Genomic DNA, 18,359 nt, shown 5'->3' on the forward strand with positions numbered 1-18,359 from the left:
TCAGTTGCTCACCTCGCTCGGGTGGCGTTCGGCCTCGATCTCGCGCGCCGCATCGAGGATGAGGTCGTCGTCGACGTGGTCTAGCAGGCGCTTTTGTCCGCGCACGCCGCGCTGCTCGATTTCGTCGTCGGAGAGGTACGTCTCGAACGACCGGTCGATGTCCTGCTCGCGTAACTTGACGCGATGGTCCTCCTCTAAGTCGTGGTCGTCGGGGAGCTGCTCGTCGAACCAGTCGCGCCAGCGGTCACGGTCGCTCCACTCACCGTCGAGCGTGGACTCCTCTCGCATCCAGTCGTAGTGGTCGGCGACCGCCTCCGGGTAGCCGCGTTCCTCGCGGGCATCCGCGACGACGCGGAGCCCGACGCGTCCCCCGCGTCCGGCGGCCATGATTGCCTGTCTGTCGGCTTCCGCTGACGGTGAGGCGACGTATAATCCGTCGACCGGAGTCGTGCCGTCGTGGTCTGCGTACTCGCTGTCGAAGGTCTCGTGTGTCTCCCCGTCGTGTTCGTATGCTTCGAACATCGCCGAACAGTCGTCGAGTCCGCGCATGTACTCGCCGTCGTAGCGGGTCGCGGCGACGACTCGCTGCGCGGAGACAGGGTCGCCCTCCTGGGGCTCGACGACGAACCCGTCGCCATCGACGGCCCGGTCGACCGACTCGACGAGGTCGGTGACGATCTCACAGCCCGCCTCCTCGGCGTGGTCGTGCATCAACTCGTACAACGTTTCGACGTCGATGCCCGCCGGAAAGCCGAGGTAGTTTTCGAGGTGCGCACACCGCTGGATCGAGGAACGCCCGCGGTCGAAGACGGCCGTGTCGAGGCCGTACCGGGCAGTGAAGACGCCTGCCGAGCAGCCTGCCGGGCCGCCGCCGATAACGACGACGTCGTGGTCGTGCCCGTGTGTCGCTTCGAGTTTCGTGCCGGTCATGTTCAGATGTCGCCGTTGACGATGTCCGCCACCCGCTGGCGGTCGAACAGCTGGTCGTCTTCGGGAATCTCGGGATACGGTTCGCCGTCGACGTACCCGGGCCATTCGCCGAACTGGTCCGGGTAGAGCTGTTTGGCCGTCATCTCAAGCTGGAACAAGTTCATGATCGGCCCCTGATAGCGTGCGCCCTGGGCGTACACCTCCCCGTTCTGGACCGCATTTATCTCCGATGCGACGGCGTCGTCTTCCAGTCCCGTACGGATGTCTGCGATGCTGTGGCTCGACGCCATCGTGAACAGCACGAGGATTACGTCCGGGTCGGCGTCGAGCATCGCCTCGTAGTCGACCTGGGTCTGTGGCCCATCGAACTCGGTGTCGTCGAAGGCGTCGATGGCCCCAAGCGGCCGGGTGTGGGCGTTCAGGAACCCGTCGGCGTTCAGGTGGTACACCCAGAACGTGTCGTCCTCCCCCTTGAACGTGAACGCGACCGAGGGGCGTTCGCTTTCCGGCGGCAGTCCCGACTCGATCTCGGACCGTATCGACGAGTGGACCTCTCGGAGAGCACTCGCACGGTCACCGGCACGGAACACCTGTGCGACGCGCTCGTATATCTCCCACAGCGAGAAGTACTCGTAGTCCTCGGCCCATGCTTCAGGCGGGTCGCGCCGGCGGTCGCTGTAGTAGTTGTTGAACCACGGCCCGATCTGGTTCCGGATCTCCGTCACGTCGTCCCGGTCGAGGTTCTCAAGGGTCGACGCGTACGCCGGGTCCGAGAGGTGCACGTCACTGTCGAGTTCGTAGAACCCCTCTTTGCCGAGGTTCCACGAGTCGTTCAGCCCCTCGTACTCGAAGCTGACACCGTCCAGCCGGTCGTAGAAGTGGTTCATCAGCGTCCCGTGGTAGGTCGGGTAGTAGATCGAGTTGATCGCGTCGGCCGCCCCGGATGCGATGGCCATATCCGCGCCGTACGGGAGCCCGGTGTAGACCGATTCCGGGACGGACTCGAACTCGACCGTACCCATCGGGGCCATCGACACCGAGTAGCCGTCGTCGACCGCAGCCTCGGTTGCGGTGTCGGTCGCCGTCTCAGTCTCGGTGGCAGTCGCGGTCGCTGTGTTCGTCGTTTCCGGCGTCGCTCCGGACTCGGACTGGCTCGAACACCCAGCGATCAGTCCACCGCCGATGACTGCGCCGCCGTACTTCGCGTACTCGCGCCGTGTCAGTTCTTCGGTCGTATTGGCGTTGTTGTCGCTCATGCTCAGAACTCTCCGTTGACGATGTTCGCGACGCGCTGGCGGTCGAACAGCTGGTCGTCTTCGGGAATCTCGGGATACGGTTCGCCGTTGATGTAGCCGGGCCATTCGCCGAACTGGTCCGGGTAGAGCTGTTTGGCCGTCATCTCAAGCTGGAAGAGATTCAGTATCGGTCCTTGTCGTCGCGCACCCTGGGCGTACACGCGGCCTTCCTGTACAGCCGTGATCTCACTGGCGACCTCGTCGTTCTCGAGTCGCTGCCGAATCTCGTCGAGGTTGAAGTGCCCTGTCATGGGCCCCAGGACGAGCAAGACCTCCGGATCCGCCTCCAGGAGCAGTTCGTAATCGAGCGTGATGTTCCGCCCGTCGTCGCCGTATGCCTCGCCGACGGCGTCTGCCAGCGCGTCCTCGGCACCCATCGGTCGGGTGTGGGCGGCGTAGTAGCCGGGGTAGTTCAGCTTGTACCCCCAGCCGCTGTCCTCGTCAGCCGAGAGCAAGACGAGCGCCGCGCTCGGCCGGTCGTACGTCGGCGGAACGTTCTCCTCGATAGTCTGACGCACCGAGTCGTGTATGGACGCGAGCGCCTCGTACCGTTCTTGCTCCTGGAAGACCTGCGCTATCTTGCCGAAGATCTCCCAGAGCGAGTAGTACTCGTACCTGTCAGTCCAGCCCTCCGGCGGTGTGCGGTTCGTGCCGCTGAGGGTGTTGCCGAACCACGGCGCGACGTTTTCGCCGATCTCCCGGACGTCGCCGTCGTCCCAGCCCTCACCCGTCGTCACCTTGGCCGGATCCGCGATGTGGACGTCGCTGTCGAGTTCGTACAGTTTCTCTTTCGTCGGGGGCCACGACGAGTACAGCCCCTCCCAGTCGACGGAGACGCCGTCGAGGTGGGCCACCAACTTCTCGTACAGCGCCTGGTGGTAGCCGGGGCCGTGCATGGCGTTGATGTGGTCCCCCCGCCCGAGTGCCAGCAGCATGTCTGCGTGGTGGCCGAGGATGGTGAAGATATCTTCTGGGACCGCATCGAACTCGACCTCGCCCATCGGCGCCATCCGCACTGAATAGGAGTCGTCTTCGGTCGCGGTCTGGGAGGGTGTCGCGGTGCCGGTGCCCGTCTCCGACGACGTGGGCGCGCTCTCCGAATTGGAGTCACTGGCACAGCCAGCCAGCAACCCGCCGCCGACGACTGCGCCGCCGTACTTCACGTACTCTCGTCGCGTCGGTGCCTCGGTCGCGTTGGAATCGTCTGCCATACGGTTTAGGCCTGCCTAAATATACAAAACAGTTCCGGACTTTAGGCCAGCCAAAACCCTCAACGAGGGACTCCACAGCGTGGACACATTGGCGGACCGCCCGCCGGCAGCGCGAGCCCGCAGTGCGGACACTCTCCCTCGTCGGGTGATAGCATCTCCTCGACCACGGCGTCGGTTCCCTCCCGAATCGATTCGATCGTGCCGACGCCCGTTGGAGGTGACTCGGAGTACTCGTCGGCCACCCGTCGCCGACAGAATCGCACGCGGTCGGTCAGGAAAGACGGCGTCTCGCCGCCCTCGGCGTCGGTGTCGTCGAGAGCAGGAGTCGACTCAATCTCGACGTCCGACGCTGTGAGCACTCCGAGTGCCTCGGCCGCCCGTCCCCGAACGTACGGGCTCTCGTCGGTCAGTCGCTCACGGAGCATGTCCTCGGCGTCGGCCAGCTTCGCCGGGTGTGCACAGCCGACGACCACCAGCGCCGTACAGAGGTGATACCGGACGAGTTTATTCTCGTCGTTGAGGTGCTCGGCCAGCGAGTCGACTTGGTGGCGAAGCCGATCCGGATCGCCGAGTGCGACGTACGCCAGCGCCTTCGCGAGTTTCTCTTTGACCTCAGGTTCGTCGAACGACAGCCCGATGCGGAGATCGGCCAGCGTTCCCGGGTCGGTAACCTCCGCAGGTGAGTCGACCGCGACGTACCCCAGCGCCTCGGCACAGCGGGCTCGAACGTAGTAGAACTCCTCGTCGTCGGCTACCCGCTCGGCGAGTGCGTCACCGACGAGCAGGACGGTCGCAGGCTCGGACTGAGCCAGCGCGACGAACAGTTTCGCGGTCGTCAATCTGACAGCACGGTCCTCGTCGGTCAAGAACGTCGAAAGCGGACCAACGAGCTCTTCGAAGGAGCGTGACGGCTCCGCAGCGACAGCCCGAACCGCTTGCAGCGCACGCTTGCGAGTCTCAGCATCAGCCGCGCCGAGGCGGTCGAGACACCCCACTGCCACCTCGTGCGCTCCTTCGTTGAGGAGTTCGGGTAGGTGGTCTGGCGCTGGCGGCTGGTCTGGGTCACTCATCGGTTTGGTTGCGTATGTGGATCGCATCCACTATCAGTCGCTTCAATCCGGTGGTTCCGACCTGGCTTGTGAACTCTCTCCTGAGCATCTGTCTCGACGAACGAGGATCGCTGTTCGTGCGTTCGTGACCGTCGCCGCCCACTTCGTCGTCAAAGCGACCCACGGCTACGGACCTACCGTCTCCGCCGTTCGTCCGAAGAAGGTGGTCACCGACTCGAAACCGGAGTTGGCCGAAGACGATGAGCAGGACGAGTACAGAGGCGTTGAGTTTCGTGTTCGCGGTCTTGCTCTCTACGTCTGTCGCTCACGGAGTTCCTGTTGAAAGCTGGCGTTGACGGCGAGATCGACTACGCGCCCGTGTTGACCGCGGGTGAGTGTGTCGAAGTCGTCGTCTCGGCATTGATACCGTCTGACTGAGCGACGAATGCCCCGTTTGGGCTCGCCGATCGAGAGTGGCAACGCTCTGTAGGGGCACCAAAGTCAACACGATCTCCATGTCCGCTCAATTCCCTCGTCCCCGCTCCCTATTGGACTCATGGATGAAGCTGCGATCCCCCTCGGGCAGCCAAGTTCTCGCGTAGCCAGAGATACGTCTGGAGGTCCCAGTAGGCGTTCTCGTGGATCTCACACCCCTCACCACGTCCAGTGAGAACGCTGGGAAAGCAACACGACTTACGTGGTTAGTGACTGGCTCTGCCTGTTTCAGTACGGTCTGGTCATCTGGGTCCGATTCCGCATTCTCGTCAACGTGTCTGCGGTTCTGTCGTTCTGGCTCTCGTGGAACAGCAACACCCGCATTCTGGGCGTTGATGAGGATCGTTCGCGCTGCTGTCTCGACCGTGTTCCGGAGATCAGCAGTGAAGCGGTGATGCCAACTGCGCCACAGGGTTGATTGGTTCGGCACCGACTCCAAGCCTATCTGTTCGCAGAAATCGGGGTGTTGGGTGAGGTACTCGACGAGCGCGGTTGCGCGGTCCCAACCGTAGATTTCTTTCAGCAGGAACAGGCGAATCAGCGTCTCCATCTCGTAGCTCGTTGAACCTGCGTAGTGGTCGTGGGCATCAAACCGGACGTATGCGAGCGGTAACGAGTGGACGAATGATCGACTGCTTCGTGTTCGTCCCGCTTGAACCACGCTTCTGCGACGACGCGGACATCCGACTCTAGCGCCGGGAGCGAGGTGTGATCGAACAACGGCGTAGAACCGTACGCTGGCCAGTCGACGTACGACCGCTGGGCAATCTGTTGGAAGACAGCGCGGCGAGACTCGCGAACCGTAGTCACTACCAGATACTGGCCGCGACACGCTCAAGAACCCCTCTAACTGTTGAGTATGAAACATCAGCAGAAGACATATACCACTACAATTGGGTGCAAAAACATGGAACAGCCCTCCCGAAGACAGGTTATCTCGGCCCTCTATACAGGTGGTGGTGCCCTCCTCGCTGGCTGTACGGCCGGGCCAAAAGAACCGAATGACACGAACGAAACCGACACAACGACGACAGGGGATGGTGAAACGACGCCCTCTGGATCGAACCAATCGATTCCGGACCTTCCCGAGGATACCACCTCAAACGCGTGCCCACCGTTCGATGGCACCGAACAGGTCATCTGTTACGAGGCAGTTGATCCCGGGGAGGTGCCAATTGTACTCGTTCCAGATGCCCAATCAGTCCAACCGGATCAGCCGAGCGAGTTCACACTCAGAAACCAGAGCGAACAGCGGTTCGAGACCAACTTCTATCACTGGCAACTGTACAAGCGCGTCGACGGCGACTGGTACTATATCGCGCCCCGGTCTTGGCCGGAACCACTAACGCCGCTGGAGGCCGGCGAAGAGCACACCTGGACCGTAACGGTAGAAGCCGGTCGCATCAGTGACGGAGACCATGTCAAACGTGTAGAAGGAATGGAATCACTGACGATTGCCGGCCTCGGCGGTGGTCACTACGCGTTCGGGACTGACGGATGGTTCGCGGCCAGCTCCCACGAGGAGAGTATCGCGCTCGCGTCAGGATTCGAGTTGAACGCCGACCCACTTCAGCTAGTGCCGACGGAGGCAGTCACAGAGACAGAATGGGACGGCGAGACGCTCGTCGCACGTTCGACGCGCGGCGAACCCGATGGAGAAACTGACCAACGCGATACATACATTCTCGAACGAATTGACGGCTCCACGACTGACGCAGAGCAGATAATCATCGAGCAGGTCGTTCGCAGCGAGCAATTGCGTGACGCCATCGCTCTAAGCAAAAAACACGATGCCAGTCGGGTACGTCTAGAAGAGTTCAGCCGGTCGATACCGCCATTCAGACTTCAAGATGCCCACACGTACGCATTCCAGGGAGATCGCTACAGGGTGACGGCAATCGAGGGAGGATCTTCGTAGTATCGAGAGAGACAATCTATGGCTCAAATCGTATGCATTGAGACGGGCGATCTCAACTACCCAACCTGTCACGATAGATATAGCGTTCAGCAGTTTACAGAGGGTGAAGACATCCTTCTAGTAGCTGCCTGACGGTGAGCTGCCCAGAGAGCGACTCATTTGTTCTTCATGCCGTATCCCCACCGGCGAAGCACGGCTGCGGGCGTCGACCCTTCGGCTCCGGCGACGAGCATCGCTTCGACGACGTCTGTCTTGTAGACGTCTTCGTCGAATTCGATCTCCATCTCGTCGACAGTGTCGTCGATGAGTTCCTCGGTGGCGTCCTGCAGGAACATCGGCTGTTGGGTTCGTAACTCCTTGACGCTGTCACGGCGATACTTGTAGGGCAGTTCGGAGACTGTGTCCACCGACCCGGCCCCACGCCTGTCTGTAGTGGTCGTCTCGGCCCGTTCAGTGGCGCGCGACGGTCGGCGATCGTCGTCTCTGTCGGTCCCAACTGCCGACGACTCGGCCTGTTTCTCTGCTGACCCATCGTCTTCGACGGGGTCGTCGGCGAACGGGTCGTCACCGGTGCCCGACTTCATGCTGTCGCCTCCACGGTTCCGTGTAGCTGCCGACTCAGAGACCGCAGCCGCTCTAGCGTTTCGAGTTCGTAGTCCCGTTCACGGTCTCGGTGCTCCTCGATGTACTTGAACGCCGAGCACTGCTGGCGCCAGCACCCCTCGAACAGCGACCCGCGCTCGTTCAAGACCACCGGGACGTCGTATCCCTTGTTCTGAATCTCTTCGAGCATATCCTGCTGGTCGTTCGTCCCCGAGAAGTTGTTCGGGACGATGGCCAGTACGCCGACGTTGATACCGAGGTTCTCTTCGAGCCCGGGAACCAGGTCTTCGAGACCGTCGACGCTCTTGAAACCCTTCCCGCTGGGCTCGAACGGGACGACCAGCGAGCGCGTGGCGTGAATCGCGTTGTAGAGTTTGACGTCGGCCGTCGCCGGTGGATCGATGATGAGCGTGTCGTAGCGGTCTTGGACGTCGTTCTCCCGGAGCACGCGCAGTAACTGGACGTTTCGGTTCCAGTTCTCACCGAAATCGTTTGCTTCCTCCTCCCGTCGCTGGAGGTGTTTACCCAGCATCGAGAGGCTGTTGTGGGCGGGAATCACGTCGACGCCCTCGCTCGGCCTGATGAGGTCGTCGAACTCCCCACGCGGACGTTCGACGAGGTGACGGACCAGCGAATCAGCCGAGCTATCGTCTCGCTCGTCATCGACGTCAAGCAGGTACGAGATCGAGGCTTCCTGTGGGTCGAGGTCGATGACTAAAACGTCGCGCCCGTCACGAGCAGCGGCGACGGCGAGACTCGCCGCAAGTGTCGATTTTCCGACGCCGCCAGCTTCGGAATACGTCGTAAAGGCCAGCATACCAGTATCGTTGTACCAGGGGACTATAAAACTCAGTCAGACGGTATAGCAAGATAGTATATCTGGTCAGTATAGCTGAGCTGTATATCTGAACAATATAGCCGAACGAGGTAGCTGAATAGTCTGGCCAACCAACTCAGCCAGAATGAACGCATATACTATCTCGCTGAACGGCTCGGCTGTATCGTATCGCTGGCAGGGATATCCAAACAGAATAGCCAGACCGTATGTCTGAGACGTCCAGTTAGACATTCGACTTCGAAGAGCCAACTGGACGGTAGGAGACTGACGCCGACCGGAGCTGACAGCTAGGCACCGACGACGTCGGCACCAGGGTCGACCGCATCGAGCGATGGTTCGAAACGAGGGCGCTGAACGAAGGGTGCCTAAATCACTAAGTGAGTGCAAGAATCGGTTTCTAGGGATGGAGGATAGAGAGCGGGCAATCAAAGCGCGAACCTACCTACACGAAATGGCCACCGGGAAGCACGAGAACGAGGAAGTGCGAGACAGCTATCGACAGGCACTCACGGCGGTCGAAGCGCTGATAGATCAATTATCGGAGGCCACAACAGGACGCGAGCGGAGCGAATCGCCCGCCGAAACACCGGATAACTGGGGAGACGACAAAGACTGGGAAGAAGCGCTCGATTCGGCGTACGAGAAGGCGGGAATCGACCGTTCGACGGGGACGATCACGACGAAAACGATCGACGACCGCGACTACTACTACCTGCAGTGGCGAGAGGGAGATGCAGTGAAGAGCCAGTACGTCGGACCGGTCACTCCCGCCTGAGCGGCACAAATTACCACGCTACCCCACAAACGAGCATCTTCCATGGCGGAAAGAACAGCTACCGATCAGCAACGCAACGGCGGCCGCCTCCTACGGTGTCATCCGTCGGGACGACTGTCGTGGCTTTCGAACCCGTCGCCGATCACGTCTGCGAGTTCGCTGGTCTCGGTATGCGAATCCAGCTGCGAGGAGATACCCGGGGGCACTGTCTGAGCGCCCGCTGTGCGGCCTCGAAGCCAACGATCTGATGGAGATACCCACCCACGCCTCGGCGGGCACCGTGTGGAGTCAGGTACTCCTCGTCTCCCTCGACATGGATATTCCGGCCTCACAGAGCCGTTTGAGGACGCTCCGGACGCCGGTGACCGATATCGACAGTGTCGATTCCCGCCTCACGCACGACATCGAGGACGCCCACATCGACCGCCACGTCGTCCGGAATCCGCGCGTGGGGGGCGTGGAGCGCTGGAAACGCGGGCCACGCGTCGACCGGAGGGTCGCGAATTCGCTCCCACTGTTCGATGGACGGGTGTGCCTAGTCGGGAAGCTGCACGTGGTCACGTTGCTGGTCTTCCGAGGACCTGAGTCAGTGTCGGCGAGGTCGACATCGGCCCACCGTCGCACGATGTGACCGGCCATATCGGCGTACTTCCCCGAACCGTCGAGTTTCTCCATGTCCGAGACGAAGTGTTCGATGGCCGCTGAGAGGGTCTGTCGCCCGTCAGTCGAAGGGGAGCCTTCTGTCGATACCATCCGTGGCCACCGTACGGCGTGGGGCCCCTAAAGCCAGTGTCCATTGCGGAATAATGCATAGTAGGACTATGCCGGCGCTAATTACCAGACTGCGGTACAGTTTGGTAGTTATAAATCATATCCCGCTATACTGAGGCGTGCGATGGGAAGTTGAGACTAGCGCCCTCAATACACGAAACAGTACTGTGCACATACCACGCAGCTACTCGTCCCTCTGAAATGCCCAGACGCGGAGGTAGTGCGCCCAGTACCCTCGCATTGCTCCGTACCTTTCTCCAATTCGGGCGAGGTCGTCTTTACTCACTTCACCCACACCGAGATCATACAGTTCCGCCACGACTGAACGGAGCCGCCGCTCCGAGGACGGAACACGACTGAGTCGTCCGAACCCCCGGAGAAACACGAACTCCGATGACCACTCGCCAAAGCCCCACACTGACTCGAGTTGTGCTACTAGTTCCTCGTCCGGAAGTCCGTGGAGGGCAGTATCCGCGAATAGTTCCGCTGCGCCCAGCACTGTCTTTGACTTCCGATTGTTGTTGAGAGCCGTCTCGATTTCGGGTTGACGGGCAAGTATCATCTCGGGCGTCGGGAAGAGTCGGTGAGTCACTCCGTCGCGTTCGATCTCCCGACCAGCCACCTCCACGAGCGAGCGTTTCTGCGATTTCGCCAGACTCGTCGGCGTCTGCTGGGAGAGCGCAGCCCAACACGCACATTCGAATGGCGTCGGAAATCGAACGTGGTGGAGCCCGTACAGATCCTCGACGACAGCTTGGAACACGTCGTCACCCTCAGCGGCGTCGTATAACGGCCCCAGGTCGTCCTGCAGTGAAAGAAACGCCGTAACCCACGAATCCGCCACCGCTGGGTCGCCCGGTTCGTCGACCCATTCGACTTGTACTTCTAATTCCGTCGTTTCGGCTGGTGGCGTCTCAGGAGCCTCAAGTCGAGCGAGAAACGCCCTTCCGTCCGCAAATCCGCCGATCGTGAGTCGAGCAAGCTCACAGTGATGATCACTGGAACACGGGGTGAACCCATCCAGGAACCGGCGCGATTGAGCGAAGTCGTACGGTGCTGAGACATCGACTGTGAGTGACACGGGAAACTGGTCCGACATCACGTATAATATACGACGGCCCACACATAAACTGGCCGGTTGGCCAGTATCCTAGCTGTCGGACCCTAATGTGGCATACAGCTGTGGGAATATGAAGTGGTCAAGTGCAGCTAGTACGGTTTCGATTGCGTTCTCTTCGCCGAGCGCAAGCTCGAGGTCACGTGCATTGGCGACTGCACTGAGCAATAGAATCGTCGTCATTTCGACGTCGACCGGCCGAAATTGCCCCTGTCGGATTCCATCGCGAATAATCTCTTCACAGGTGGTCTTGAGGAAACTGAAGTTCTCTTGGAGTCTCGAACGCAACGCCTCGTTGTAGGGCGCTTGTGCCCGCAGTTCAAAGATGGCCATATGATAGGCCTCACCGTCGACGCCGTCGAGTGATGGGCCGACGGCGAGCCACTCGATCAGCGTGTCGAGGCGATCACTCGGCGATTCGTCGGCAGTTGCTTGGATCCGATCGGAGAACCGGTCAGAAAGGTATTCAAGCAGCGCGACGATGAGGTGGTCCTTCGAGTCGTAATGGTAGTGGACGAGTCCGCGACTCTTCTCGAAATCAGCAGCGATTTTCCGGAGTGTGAGATCCGCGTACCCGTGCTCGCACAGCGCCGTGTACGTAGCCCGCATCAGCGCTTCGTGAGTTTCCGGTGGTGGCCCATTGCTTGTCTCGCTCATCGGATGGCCAGTTCTCGACGCGCTCCAATAAGGGTATTCAATAGATGGGGCACTCCGGGTCGGAGACGTCAGGGGATACTGAATAATCGCCGGATTTATGACTATGCCTTCTACATACGTACTTGCCATTTGGCAAGTAACTTCCGGAGTAAAATACTATGACATGTCGAGTATGGAGAACCGAAAGTCGCATCGTCCAGTCAAGAACCAATATTACGAACGGGGGTGGGAACTTGTGACTACTATCTCTGAAAACGACGACGTAGTAACTCTGATTAACGTTTTCACTGTGGAACCAAGCGATCAGCAGCGACTTGTCGACTTGCTGGTGACCGCCACCGAGGAGGTAATGCGGCACCGACCTGGCTTCGTATCGGCAAACATTCACGCCAGCTTCGATGGCAAACGCGTAGTCAACTACGCCCAGTGGGAGAGTCGGGAGGACTTCGAGGCCATCTTCGAGGACGATGATGTCGAGTCACATATGACCGAGATCCAGGCCATCGCAGACGCGGATTACCACCTGTACGAAGTCAACCAGATAGAGTCATCGTGAATTTCTGATTTAATTCACATATTAGTACTGATGATGAGGGAGCTTCACAGTTGGGAGCATGAGACAGCACTCCTCAAGTACCTCGAAAACCATCCCGATCTCTGTGAGCCTCTCGAATTGGGTACTATCCCCGATCAATCGACACTCTGGCGCAGTTGGCACATGCGCTTCAGTAGTGTTACGCGAGAACCTCGCTGCTAACGAGGGTGCTCGCAGTTTCGTCCACGAGTCAACACGGAAGCGAACACCACTTGGACACGCCCATCGCGAGCACATTCGAGACCTTTCGATACCGGTAATTCGAGAGATGTACCGACAGGCAATCCGGCGCCTCATCGACGAGGTCGCCGAGACGGAGGAGTTCTTCCGCGCAGGCATCGTCGCTATCGATATCACTGAGGCCGACCCCTTTACCGGCGACCGCACGGGCCACGAGGACGAAATAATCGGGACGAAAGAGAGGAACGACGAGTACGCCTACCAGTGGGCGACAGTCCAGCTGATCGATCTCCTCCGCGAAGGCACGCACGAGGTGGCAGTGGCGTGCCTCGACGGCGCGGCTGATGCTGAGGCCCGTAAGCCTACACTACAGGCGGTCCGAAACGTAATCCAAGAGCGACCGAAGATCTTCGAGGAACTCACTACTCCCTTTTCGATGTTCCTGACCGACGAGGACCGCGCGGTCAGGCTGACGACCGCGAAACGGTTCGTCACGCTGGCTCAGTCGGAACTGGCGGCCGTCTTGCCCGCTGTCGACACGCTCGCCGACCGCCTGGCCGACGACGGGGAGTGTCCGCACTGCGGGCTCACGCTCCCTGACAGAGTCCGATTATCCACGCTGTGAAGCCCCCTGCTGATGGATTCGGTTGGCCTAAAATTCGGAACTGTTTTGTATCTTTAGGCTGGCCTAAAACGTATGGCGGACGAATCCAGAGAACACGAGGCACCGACGCGGCGTGACTACATAAAGTATGGCGGCGCAGTCATCGGTGGAGGGCTACTCGCCGGCTGTACTGGTGACAGCGACGGTGGCTCTGGGGCGGACAGCTCGACAGAGACGACAACGGAGGCTACAGCTGGTACGACGGAGACCACGACGACCGAAGACAACGCCTACTCAGTGACGATTGAGCCGGCAGGCGAGATATCGTTCGACGCGGTCCCGGAAACGTGGGTCGCCGAGAACGCGAGCTGGGGCGATATGGGTGTCGCCCTCGGGTTGGACAAGCCAAGCGCCGTCGTTCTCACCGGCGAGTACCGAACGTGGCACTACGAGGATATCCCCGGCCTCACGACGAGCAAAGGGGACATGGTCTCCCTCTGGCAGGACGGCATCTCGAAGGAACTCTTCCTGGAGATCGATGCGGGGGTCCACTTCATCGATCCGAACTATATGATCAACCTCATTCCGAACTGGGAGCGTTCGGACGTCGACGAGATGAGCGAGCGGGTCGCGCCGTTCTGCGGGAACACGAGCTTCTCAGCCTACCCATGGCACGAGAGCTATCCGTACTACTCACTGTACGAGGCGACCGAGAAGGTCGCCGAGGTGTTCCAACGAACGGACCGTTTCGAGGCGCTCCGAACGCTTCACGACGAGACCATCTCAGGTATACAAGACCGACTGCCACCCGAGAGCGATCGTCCGGAAATCGGGCTGCTGTCCCCTGGCTCGACCGAGCCAGATAAGTTTTATCCGTATCGAATCGGTGACATGACAGCATACAAACACTGGCACGACCTCGGGGTGAGCGACGCCTTCGAGGGCTCGAATATCAAGAGTTTCACGTCGGATCGCGGCTCGATCGACTACGAACCGCTTCTGGAGATCGACCCGGAAGTCCTGATGTTCTACACCGACAAGCACTGGACGCGCTCGGATTTCCGCGACACGTATCTCGCGTTCTTACAGGACCACGACACGGCAAGCCAACTCACGGCGGTCCAGAATGGCGATGTCTACCCAGCGGGGGGGATGTATCAGGGCCCGATTATCAACCTCTCGAAGACTGAGCGCGCCGCAAAACAACTATTCCCCGACGAATTCGCCCGAGACGAACGACTCTACGATCGTCAGCGCATAGCGGACATCCGAAGCGGCAACGTCTAACAATGGAGTACACCTCGCTCGGAAACACCGGGCTCTCCGTGAGCCGTATCTGTCTCGGCTGCCTGGGATTCGGCGGCGGAAAGGAGTGGATGCTCGACGCCGACGAGAGCCAGGCGATCATCGACCGGGCAATCGACCTCGGAATCAACTTCTTCGACACCGCCAACGTCTACTCGGACGGCGGTAGCGAGGAGACACTGGGAGAAGCTATCAGCGACTATGACCGCGATAGTCTGGTAATCGCAACGAAGGTATTCGGCGAGATGGACGAGTCGAACCCGAATGCACGCGGACTCTCGCGTAAGGCTATTGAACAGGAGCTCGAAAATAGCTTAGACCGTCTTGGAGTTGACACGATTGACCTGTACCAGACCCACCGGTGGGACGACGAGGCGCCGATCGAGGAGACGCTCCGGACGTTCGACGACGCCGTCCATCGTGGTTCGATCCGCTACGTCGGCGCCAGTACGACGCTGGCTTACCAACTCGCCGAAGCACGCCGGTTGAGCGAGGACCGTGGGCTCGAGCCGTTCGTCTCGATGCAGAACCACTACAACCTCCTATACCGGGAGGAAGAACGCGAGATGCTCCCGTACTGTCGCGAGAACGGCGTAGGGGTGCTTCCGTGGAGTCCACTAGCGAAGGGATATCTGGCGAGACCCCACGAAGAGCTGACCGATACTGCGAGAGGGCAACAGAACGATTACACCGACCTGTATCCGTACCTGGAAGGTAACGGCCGCGAAATAAACGAGCGGGTCCAAGAGATCGCTGCCGAAAAGGGCGTGACAATGGCACAAATAGCGCTCGCTTGGCTCCTCCAGAAAGACGTCGTCGACGCGCCTGTCGTCGGTACGACGAGCGTCGAACATCTGGAGGAGGCCGTCGAGGCGTTGGAGATTTCGCTGTCGGACTCTGACGTTGCGTACCTCGAGGAGCCCTACGAGCCACTTCGGCACACGCTCTGACATCTGGGTGCGTCTTTTCGATCGCGGTGTGAGGGTGTCCGGGGTCGTCATACTGGTGGCTGTAACAAACTGCAGTAATTCGCCACCCCGGGGTGGCGAATATCTTTGCGAACTTACAGCCACCAGTATCAGTCGTCCACGGTGTGGTCGACTTCGTCCGGGTCGGACGACGCTCGGCCCGGCGCGTCGCTGACGAACGACGTGGGCGAGAAGTCCCGAGATACCGTGTCCTCGTCGAGCGTGTGAAGCGGCCGGTCCGCCGCGAGGAGCCGCTCCAGTTCTTCGGTCACTTGATGGTGATTGTGACCGAGTGCGAGGGTCCCCGCGCCAGCGAGGCAGTCCAGGTACCGTTGCCGTCGGCGTCGGCGACATCGAGCCCCTGTGCGTGTGCGATCGCGAACGGGAGTGAGCGGGGATACGTCCGTACACTCGATTCCCTGGCGCTCTGGCTCGCCCGCAATTGGCGTCTCAGCCACTCGTCACGTCCGGGATCTCGTCGTACGTGGTGTAGAGACCGGCCATGACCGCGGTGGCGGCGACGACCGGAACGAACGCCGTTAGTCGGTACAGGGACGGGAACCCGATGAGTCCCGCGAGCGGGAGCGAGACGAGTAGCCCGACCGAGGCGCCCAAGTCACCCAACGCGTTGTAGGTCCCCGTAGCACGACCCATCCGGCTGTCGGCCGTCAGGTCGCCGAGGAGCGAAACGAGCGGGCCTCCGACCCCACCCTGTCCGGCCCCCAACAAGAGGACGGCCGTGAGGAGGACCGGGAACGTCGTTCCCACTGCCAGGAGTACCATTCCCGCGGACAGCCCACCGAAGCAAGCCAGTATCACGGGAAGTCGGTGTCCCATAACATCGCTCACCTTCCCACCGGCTACCGAGAACACCGAACCGGTGAGAACGCTGGCGCCGATGAGTACGCCGGAGGTGCCCTGCGCCCCGACGGCGACGCCGCCCGCCGGGACGGTATCGAGAAACGAGACGAGCGTCGCGAACACGACGCCGTTATAGGTCAAAAGGAGCGCGAAGTTGGCGCCGCCGGTGATCAGTGCGGGTGAGCTGAAATCCAGATCGCGGAGTCCGACACCGCCCGACCGGTCGGCGGCGTGCGTCTCGGGAACCGCAAGGTACGTGACGCAACAGGCCACAACCGACAGACCGGTCGCGGTTGCGAACGCCGCGTTGGCGCTGTACACCTCACCGATGATCCCACCGATAGCCATGCCAGCGGGGAATCCGAGCGACGTCCCGCCGCGGACGATACTCATTGTCCGCCCTCTCGATTCGGGCTCGCAGACATCGGCCGCGATGGTGTACGCGGTCGCCAAGACGAACGCGCTCCCGAGTCCCCATAGCACGCGCGCGCCGAGGAACCACGCCGCCGGCACGGCGCTCCGGAGGGCGACCAGATAGCCGACGGTCGCGACGGTTTCTAAGACGACGCCGGCGACAAACGGGGTCCGCGTACCGACGCGGTCCACGACAGTCCCCACAGGAGCGTTCGCGAGGAGTCTGACGACCCGGTTCGCGCTCAGGATGACCCCGACGACGACAGGCGCGATGCCGACGACCGCGCCGAGATTGGGCAGGATGGGGAAGATGACCCCGCCCCCGAACCCGAGAAAGAACGTGCTGACGAGGACCGCTACAACGGCGGGCTGAACCCCCAGCACGCCGAGTCGCCGCGTCGTCATCAGTAGACGCTCCGGAGCCGCTCTCGCTCCCAGGAGACCGCGCTATCGGTGAACTGCGCCCAGTGGCTCCGCTTGACATCGAGGTACGTCTCGAACAGCGTAGACCCCATCGCCTCGCGCATGACGCTGTTGTCCGCGAGCGCGTCGAGGGCAGCCCCCAGTGTCCGGGGGAGCCGCTCGACGTCGCGGGCCTCACACTCGGTCTCCGAGAGCGTTCCCGGGTCGACCGAAACCGGCTTCGGCGGGTCGAGTGCGCGCTCGATACCGTCGTATCCGGCGGCGAGTAGACCCAAGAGAGCGATATACGGGTTCGCCGTGCAGTCGGCGGCTCGAAACTCGACCCGGGTCGCCGTCGCCGGGTCCGACTGACCGACCGCCGGCACCCGGACCAGCGCTTCGCGGTTCCCGTGCCCCCAGCAGCGAAATGCGGTCGCACCGAGTTGGGGGCGCAGTCGGGTGTACGAGTTGGCCGTCGGCGCCGTCAGCGCGACGAGCGCGTCAGCGTGGTCGAGAACGCCAGCGACGAACTGTCGCGCCGTCCGGCTCAGGCGGTCGCCCTCGGCGTCGTGGAACCGGTTGTCGTCGTCCCACAGCGACAGGTGAATGTGACACCCGTTCGTTGAGTGGTCGAACGGTTTGGGTAGAAACGTCGCTTCGTACCCGTGCTCGTGCGCGACGCTCTCGACCGTCTCGCGAAAGAGGACGTGCTCGTCGGCCGAGCGCACCCCCGGGGCGTGTCCAGTGACGATCTCGTGTTTCCCGGCGGCGTACTCGGGATAGTACTTCTCGACCGGCACCTCTTGGGCCTTCAGCGCGTCCGTCATCGCCAAGATTACCTCGTGGGTTTCGCGGGTGCTCTCGGTCACGTAGGCACCGCGTTCGTCGACCCTGCGAACGGACCCGTCGGCGTCGCGCTCGAACAGGTGAAACTCGCTCTCGAACGCCACCTCCGGGGCGAACCCCGCGTCTCGCATCTCGTCGACGAACGACCGCAGCGACGATCGCGGGTCAACGGCCCACGGCTCGCCGTCGACGGTCTCGATGTCACAGAGCATCGCACCGGCTCGTTCGGCGTAGGGAACCTCTCGAAACGTATCCGGGTCGGGACAGAGCCGTACCTCCCCGGCGGCGTCGAAACGCCCGCTTTTGTCGCGGATTCCGAGCGCGTTGTACGTCTGGACGAGCTGCGAGAGCATCACTCCGTCCGCAACGGCGGACTCCACCTTCGAGGCATCGACCGCGTGCGTCCGCACGACCCCGCTCTGGGTGACGAATAGCAGTCGCACTATAGCGCAGTTCCCATTCCGACACCGTTCGACCGCCGTGTGTTCTGTCGTCATCGGTAGTTCCGTACCCACCATTATTTTA

17 protein-coding genes and 3 pseudogenes are annotated in these 18,359 nt (G+C 61.2%); 8 read left to right on the forward strand and 12 right to left on the reverse strand.

Annotated features, from left to right (window positions below; translation table 11 throughout):
- Genes IEY28_RS11625 through IEY28_RS11640 form a run of 4 tightly spaced genes read right to left on the reverse strand, consistent with a single transcriptional unit; the run spans position 1 to position 4,506 of the window.
- On the reverse strand, positions 1–930 hold the full coding sequence (locus IEY28_RS11625) for an NAD(P)/FAD-dependent oxidoreductase (protein ID WP_188997621.1): 930 nt from the start codon (positions 928–930) through the stop codon (positions 1–3).
- A 2-nt stretch (positions 931–932) separates the two neighbouring features.
- Positions 933–2,186: an ABC transporter substrate-binding protein gene (locus tag IEY28_RS11630; protein WP_188997623.1), complete on the reverse strand. Its 1,254-nt coding sequence runs from the start codon at positions 2,184–2,186 to the stop codon at positions 933–935.
- Positions 2,187–2,188: 2 nt separating this feature from the next.
- Positions 2,189–3,436: an ABC transporter substrate-binding protein gene (locus IEY28_RS11635; protein ID WP_188997625.1), complete on the reverse strand. Its 1,248-nt coding sequence runs from the start codon at positions 3,434–3,436 to the stop codon at positions 2,189–2,191.
- Between the two features lie 59 nt (positions 3,437–3,495).
- The gene (locus IEY28_RS11640; protein WP_188997627.1) at positions 3,496–4,506 is read right to left on the reverse strand and encodes a HEAT repeat domain-containing protein; all 1,011 of its coding nucleotides are present in this window, start codon (positions 4,504–4,506) and stop codon (positions 3,496–3,498) included.
- Positions 4,507–4,630: 124 nt separating this feature from the next.
- Here IEY28_RS11640 and IEY28_RS11645 point away from each other — a divergent pair, with 124 nt between their 5' ends.
- The gene (locus IEY28_RS11645) at positions 4,631–4,828 is read left to right on the forward strand and encodes a hypothetical protein (RefSeq protein ID WP_188997629.1); all 198 of its coding nucleotides are present in this window, start codon (positions 4,631–4,633) and stop codon (positions 4,826–4,828) included.
- Positions 4,829–5,023: 195 nt separating this feature from the next.
- Here the strand turns inward: IEY28_RS11645 and IEY28_RS11650 are convergent.
- Positions 5,024–5,790 (reverse strand): annotated as a pseudogene (locus IEY28_RS11650) (transposase); the annotation flags it as partial.
- Positions 5,791–5,887: 97 nt separating this feature from the next.
- Here IEY28_RS11650 and IEY28_RS11655 point away from each other — a divergent pair.
- Positions 5,888–6,898, forward strand: a complete 1,011-nt coding sequence (locus IEY28_RS11655; RefSeq protein ID WP_188997631.1) for a hypothetical protein — start codon at positions 5,888–5,890, stop codon at positions 6,896–6,898.
- A 155-nt stretch (positions 6,899–7,053) separates the two neighbouring features.
- Here the strand turns inward: IEY28_RS11655 and IEY28_RS11660 are convergent, their stop codons facing one another.
- Both IEY28_RS11660 and IEY28_RS11665 read right to left on the reverse strand, forming a co-directional pair.
- Positions 7,054–7,482: a DUF7970 domain-containing protein gene (locus tag IEY28_RS11660; RefSeq protein WP_188997633.1), complete on the reverse strand. Its 429-nt coding sequence runs from the start codon at positions 7,480–7,482 to the stop codon at positions 7,054–7,056.
- Positions 7,479–8,318: a ParA family protein gene (locus tag IEY28_RS11665; protein ID WP_188997635.1), complete on the reverse strand. Its 840-nt coding sequence runs from the start codon at positions 8,316–8,318 to the stop codon at positions 7,479–7,481. The genes IEY28_RS11660 and IEY28_RS11665 overlap by 4 nt, the downstream gene beginning before the upstream one ends.
- A gap of 352 nt (positions 8,319–8,670) precedes the next feature.
- Between IEY28_RS11665 and IEY28_RS11670 the strand changes: the two genes are divergently transcribed.
- Positions 8,671–9,114, forward strand: a complete 444-nt coding sequence (locus tag IEY28_RS11670; protein ID WP_188997807.1) for a DUF6788 family protein — start codon at positions 8,671–8,673, stop codon at positions 9,112–9,114.
- Between the two features lie 247 nt (positions 9,115–9,361).
- Positions 9,362–9,745, forward strand: a complete 384-nt coding sequence (locus IEY28_RS11675) for a hypothetical protein (RefSeq protein WP_188997638.1) — start codon at positions 9,362–9,364, stop codon at positions 9,743–9,745.
- Positions 9,746–10,069: 324 nt separating this feature from the next.
- On the opposite strand, the gene IEY28_RS11680 is transcribed toward IEY28_RS11675, so the two are convergent.
- Entirely contained in the window at positions 10,070–10,984 is a 915-nt protein-coding gene (locus IEY28_RS11680; RefSeq protein ID WP_188997641.1) for a DNA-3-methyladenine glycosylase family protein, read from the reverse strand.
- Positions 10,985–11,035: 51 nt separating this feature from the next.
- Positions 11,036–11,659: a TetR/AcrR family transcriptional regulator gene (locus IEY28_RS11685; RefSeq protein WP_188997643.1), complete on the reverse strand. Its 624-nt coding sequence runs from the start codon at positions 11,657–11,659 to the stop codon at positions 11,036–11,038.
- A gap of 172 nt (positions 11,660–11,831) precedes the next feature.
- Between IEY28_RS11685 and IEY28_RS11690 the strand changes: the two genes are divergently transcribed.
- The 4 genes and pseudogenes from IEY28_RS11690 (at position 11,832) to IEY28_RS11705 (ending at position 15,293) form a co-directional block, all read left to right on the forward strand.
- Positions 11,832–12,215, forward strand: a complete 384-nt coding sequence (locus IEY28_RS11690) for an antibiotic biosynthesis monooxygenase family protein (RefSeq protein WP_188997645.1) — start codon at positions 11,832–11,834, stop codon at positions 12,213–12,215.
- A gap of 24 nt (positions 12,216–12,239) precedes the next feature.
- Positions 12,240–12,720 (forward strand): annotated as a pseudogene (locus tag IEY28_RS11695) (hypothetical protein); the annotation flags it as partial.
- 411 nt (positions 12,721–13,131) lie between these two features.
- Positions 13,132–14,325 carry an ABC transporter substrate-binding protein gene (locus IEY28_RS11700; protein WP_188997648.1) on the forward strand — a complete coding sequence of 398 codons (1,194 nt, stop codon included), beginning with the start codon at positions 13,132–13,134 and terminating at the stop codon, positions 14,323–14,325.
- A gap of 2 nt (positions 14,326–14,327) precedes the next feature.
- On the forward strand, positions 14,328–15,293 hold the full coding sequence (locus tag IEY28_RS11705) for an aldo/keto reductase (protein ID WP_188997650.1): 966 nt from the start codon (positions 14,328–14,330) through the stop codon (positions 15,291–15,293).
- A gap of 188 nt (positions 15,294–15,481) precedes the next feature.
- Here the strand turns inward: IEY28_RS11705 and IEY28_RS20870 are convergent.
- From IEY28_RS20870 to glnA2, 3 genes and pseudogenes are all read right to left on the reverse strand, one after another.
- Positions 15,482–15,765: pseudogene (locus IEY28_RS20870) on the reverse strand (aspartate aminotransferase family protein); the annotation flags it as partial.
- The gene (locus IEY28_RS11715; RefSeq protein ID WP_188997653.1) at positions 15,762–16,991 is read right to left on the reverse strand and encodes an MFS transporter; all 1,230 of its coding nucleotides are present in this window, start codon (positions 16,989–16,991) and stop codon (positions 15,762–15,764) included. The pseudogene IEY28_RS20870 and the gene IEY28_RS11715, both read right to left, overlap by 4 nt.
- A complete protein-coding gene (glnA2, locus tag IEY28_RS11720) occupies positions 16,991–18,352 on the reverse strand; it encodes a gamma-glutamylputrescine synthetase (RefSeq protein WP_338071851.1) in 1,362 nt (453 codons plus the stop codon). The genes IEY28_RS11715 and glnA2 overlap by 1 nt, the downstream gene beginning before the upstream one ends.
- Between the last annotated feature and the right edge of the window lie 7 nt (positions 18,353–18,359).

Source organism: Haloarcula pellucida (genome assembly GCF_014647235.1).
GTDB classification, from domain to species: Archaea; Halobacteriota; Halobacteria; order Halobacteriales; family Haloarculaceae; genus Haloarcula; species Haloarcula pellucida.